The following is a 4324-nucleotide window of genomic DNA, read 5'->3' as shown; positions in this document are numbered from 1 at the left end:
TTCCGTTGCGCTCAATACCAACTCGGCTTTCGGTCTGCCTGCCATGCCGTCCTCGCTATGAAAACCAATATGCATCGGACAACTGACACGCAGAATAATTCAATGAACTTCTAACTCGGGACACTAGAGAGGGCCTGACGAATCGTTTGCCCGCAGCATGGGAAGATCTGTTGAATCACGATGAATGAGTTGGGAAGTCGAGAACGCTACGAACAAGTGAGAAAAAATGCTGCAAAACAGAGTAGATGCGTGGGGGCGATTAATAGCGGTGCCACACCGTGGCACCCTAATGGGCAACAGGGGAATCTTGCATAATGCCGAAAACCAGATTGTAAAGAGCTGGGCGCACAAGTCATGGGTAACCTGCTTGCTTTCCTATAAGGAGATCAGAAGGAGCAAGCCGTTCTCGCCTGGGAACTACTCTGAACTGTTCTTCCTGGATGAGGCCACCGCATTTGCGGCGGGCCACCGGCCCTGTACCTACTGCCAGCGGGCGCGCAGTAACGAGTTCAAGACGGCATGGCTAAAGGCAAACGTCCCGCTGGAGCAGCACTCGTCATTTTTGATGTCCTCGCTGGACTCTTGGCTGCACAATGAGCGCGCACTCAGGGGCGGTGGAAAAGTCACATATGAGATTCAAGTGTCATCTCTACCCAATGGGACGATGTTTGAATACCAGGGCAATGCTTACTTGGTCCATTCAGGCCACTACTTGCTTTGGTCATTCGAAGGTTACCGAAGCGCGATTTGGCTTCCCACCTCGACAGTTGTTGCGGTGCTAACTCCCCGCTCTATTGTTGCCGCCTTTCAGGTCGGTTTCACTCCGAAAGTACACCCAAGCGCCGCCTCTTAATACTGTCATCGGGTAGACAGTTGCCATTAGTATTGAACATTGAATGTCACCGTTGGAGAACCTTGGCCTGCGGCTTTGGGTCGATTCTTCGGGATGGCTGGTGAAATCTGAAGGTCTGCTCTAAGCGTGTTATCGCCCATTCAAATTAATCGGCTCACAATGGGATTCCTTTCAATTGAAATGGGAGGATGCCATGGAAGCGAACCTTCACCAAACGGCAACGCATATCCCGTGGAACAAGGGAAAACTGGTCGGCCAGAAAGCGCCTTTGCGCCTCAAGGAAATCTGGGCGATTCGCATACGACTGCAGATGGAAAAGCGTACCCGTGACTTGGCGCTGTTCAATCTGGCGATCGACAGCAAGCTGCGGGGTTGCGATCTGACTGGCTTGAGAGTAAGCGACATCGCACAAGGAAGCCGGATACTGCCGCGTGCGATCGTGATGCAGCAGAAGACCAAGCGACCGGTTCAGTTTGAGATCACCGAGCAAACGCGGACATCGCTGGCGTCCTGGATGGAAAAGGCGCACTTGGCCGGCAACCAGTTTCTGTTTCCGAGCCGGATAACGAGCTCGCCCCACCTGTCGACGAGACAGTACGCAAGAATTGTCGAATCCTGGGTGGAGTCCATCGGTCTGGATTCTGCTGCGTATGGAACGCATACCATGCGCCGGACAAAAGCTACGCTGATTTACCGGAAGACCAAGAACCTGCGTGCGGTGCAGCTTCTGCTGGGACATACCAAGCTGGAGAGCACCGTTCGGTATCTTGGGATAGAGGTTGATGACGCGCTTGAAATCGCCGAACAGACCGAGGTATAGCTGCGTCCGTAAGTTCACAGCTTCGTGGGCACAAGCAATCAGAAGCCGGAGTGTGTCCACGAGCGACGACGGAAGCACCTGATTGCTGTCATTGCATTGAACATTGCCCGACCTGAGCGGCACGACGCCGCACACATCCGTTGCCACATTGAGAACATCCGTGTTATAAAAACGTCATGGCGAACCAACCGCAACTGCTATTGCTAGACCTACTAGCGCTAAGTCTGAGACTTGGCCGGGGTCTGCTTGCGTTCGCCTCTCATCTCCTACTACCACGCGCACGCACCTGACTTCCCCCTGACCCCGGCCATGTCATCGCGTCTGCTCCGCTGCAGGCACGAGGGGAAGCACAAGTGTTTTAGAACTCGCCGACGCATGAACGCCGGCACCCAACGTGGAGTCCCAGATGATGCAAAGCCCCGCAAGCAAATATCGCCCCTTTCCTCCTGTCCCGCTCGCTGACCGTCAATGGCCATCGAAGGTCCTTTACTCGGCACCGATCTGGCTGTCCACCGATCTGCGCGACGGCAACCAGGCGTTGTTCGAGCCGATGAATGGCGAGCGCAAGATGCGCCTGTTCAAGGAGCTTGTCCGTATCGGCTTCAAAGAGATCGAAGTGGGTTTTCCAGCCGCGTCGCAGATCGACTACGACTTTGTGCGCCGACTGATCGACGAGGATCTTGTCCCGGACGATGTCACGCTGATGGTCATGACCCAGTCCCGTCCTGAGTTGATCGAAAGGACGGTCGAAGCCGTCAAGGGGGCACGACGTGCGATCGTTCACCTCTACAACGCCACCGCGCCGGTGTGGCGGGAGGTGGTCTTTGGCATGTCGGTACCCGAAATGCTGTCCTTCATTGAGCGCAATGTTCGACATGTGCGTGAACTCACCGATGCCCAACCACAAACGCAATGGACTTTGCAGTACTCGCCTGAGTGCTTCAGCATGACCGAACTCGACGTGTCGCTGCAGGCTTGCCAGACAGCCATCGATGCATGGGGTACGGGACCCGGTCGTCCTATCATCATCAATCTGCCGACGACAGTCGAGAATGCAACGCCAAACGTGTTTGCGGATCAGATCGAATGGATGCACCGTCGGCTCGTGCCGCGCGAGCATATTGTGCTCTCAGTGCATCCTCATAATGATCGGGGCACCGGGGTGGCGGCCGCGGAGCTTGCAATGATGGCGGGTGCAGAGCGCGTGGAAGGCTGCCTTTTCGGGAACGGCGAGCGCAGTGGCAATCTCGACCTGGTTACCGTTGCGCTCAATCTCTACACGCAAGGTATCGACCCGGGCCTCGATTTCTCCGATATCAACGGCATTGCGCGCGTTGCCGAAGAATGCACTGGTCTGCCGATCCATCCCCGTCATCCCTATGTCGGCGACCTGGTCTTCACGGCGTTTTCCGGGTCGCATCAGGACGCCATCAAAAAAGGGTTTGCCGCACGCGACGCCAACGGTGTCTGGGAAGTCCCGTATCTTCCCATCGACCCGGCAGACATTGGACGCACATACGACAGTCTCATTCGTGTCAACAGTCAATCCGGGAAAGGCGGTATCGCATTCCTCCTGGAGCACGAACGCGGCATCCACATGCCACGGCGTATGCAGGTCGAGTTCAGCTCGCTGGTGCAGCGGCATGCCGATGTCAGTGAGCGAGAAATTACTGGCCCAGAGTTGTGGAAACTGTTCAGTGATGCCTTTCTTGACACTCAGCATGCGGATGCGACGCTGATTTATCATGGGCACCGACTTGATGAACATGGCCAAGGTATCGAGCTCGACGTCTCCATCCACGGTGTCCGCCAGTGCCTTTCCGGAAATGGTAATGGACCGATCGCTGCCGCTGTCGATGCATTGGGCATTCCCGTACGCATCGACCACTATGAAGAACGGGCAATCAGTGGCGGTGCGCAGGGCGAGGCAATCACCATCCTTGAAGCTGCATGGCCGGGGATGGCCGGTTCATCTTTCGGTGCGGGCATTAGCACGAATATTGTCACGGCGTCCGTGCTGGCGCTGATCAATGCAATCAACAGGCTTTCTGCCCGCGGCGGTTCGGTAATGCTGGAGACGCAAAGGGTTTCGGCGGAAAAGGCTTGACGAAGGCCTTTCGGATTATCGCCGTAGCTCAAATGCGATGATTCAACGCCGTTATGCGCTCGCGAACGTCGCGGCAAAACTGCTGCGACGTTTCGACGAAGTACTTGCGTTAGCAAGACTTCCCGTTCGTTCGACACAATCAATGTGACGGCAGCTTCGGGCTTCCAAGCAGCTGAATACAAAATCGCAGTAATCCGCAGTAGACGGCCAATAGCAGATGTAGGCGATTGCAATGCAATTTGAATCGCTGCATGATGCCCTCTAATTGGTTAATGCGACCTGTTCTAGGTAATCCCATGACACGCTCCGTCCTTGTCTTGCTTCTGATGTTGTTCTCGTTGAGTTCGCAGTCTGCGTGCATAAAGAATGAGCCGAATTCGCTATGGAACTACGATGGGAGCATTGGTGAGAGATACCTGACCTGCTACCCAATTTAGTCCGAAATCGACATAGAGTCTGCGGTTAAAAAACTCTCTGCAAATCTATTCGGCGTCAGGTAGCCGAGCGAACTATGCGGACGTTCGCCATTGTATTCCTGACGCCA

General features: G+C 55.1%; 4 protein-coding genes. 3 read left to right on the top strand and 1 reads right to left on the bottom strand.

Features of this window, described 5'->3' with window-relative positions:
* Positions 1-307 precede the first annotated feature (307 nt).
* The 3 genes from ACYVIA_RS22165 (at position 308) to leuA (ending at position 3780) form a co-directional block, all read left to right on the top strand.
* The gene (locus ACYVIA_RS22165) at positions 308-853 is read left to right on the top strand and encodes a hypothetical protein (protein ID WP_460844460.1); all 546 of its coding nucleotides are present in this window, start codon (positions 308-310) and stop codon (positions 851-853) included.
* A gap of 193 nt (positions 854-1046) precedes the next feature.
* On the top strand, positions 1047-1673 hold the full coding sequence (locus ACYVIA_RS22160; protein WP_460844457.1) for a tyrosine-type recombinase/integrase: 627 nt from the start codon (positions 1047-1049) through the stop codon (positions 1671-1673).
* A 406-nt stretch (positions 1674-2079) separates the two neighbouring features.
* Positions 2080-3780 (top strand): 2-isopropylmalate synthase, encoded by a 1701-nt coding sequence (gene leuA, locus ACYVIA_RS22155; RefSeq protein WP_460844455.1) that lies wholly within the window; start codon positions 2080-2082, stop codon positions 3778-3780.
* Between the two features lie 433 nt (positions 3781-4213).
* Here the strand turns inward: leuA and ACYVIA_RS22150 are convergent.
* Positions 4214-4324, bottom strand: a 111-nt coding sequence (locus ACYVIA_RS22150; protein WP_460844156.1) for an integrase core domain-containing protein, incomplete at its 5' end; no start/stop codon positions are given.

It is taken from the genome of Noviherbaspirillum agri, from assembly GCF_054780595.1.
Note: the sequence above shows the minus strand (reverse complement) of the source record. Positions and strands in the feature narration are given on the sequence as shown.

What these genes read in the sequence shown, in the direction of transcription:
- leuA (WP_460844455.1), top strand. Translation starts at nt 2,080, where the DNA reads ATGATGCAAAGCCCCGCAAGCAAATATCGCCCCTTTCCTCCTGTCCCG.
- ACYVIA_RS22160 (WP_460844457.1), top strand. Translation starts at nt 1,047, where the DNA reads ATGGAAGCGAACCTTCACCAAACGGCAACGCATATCCCGTGGAACAAG.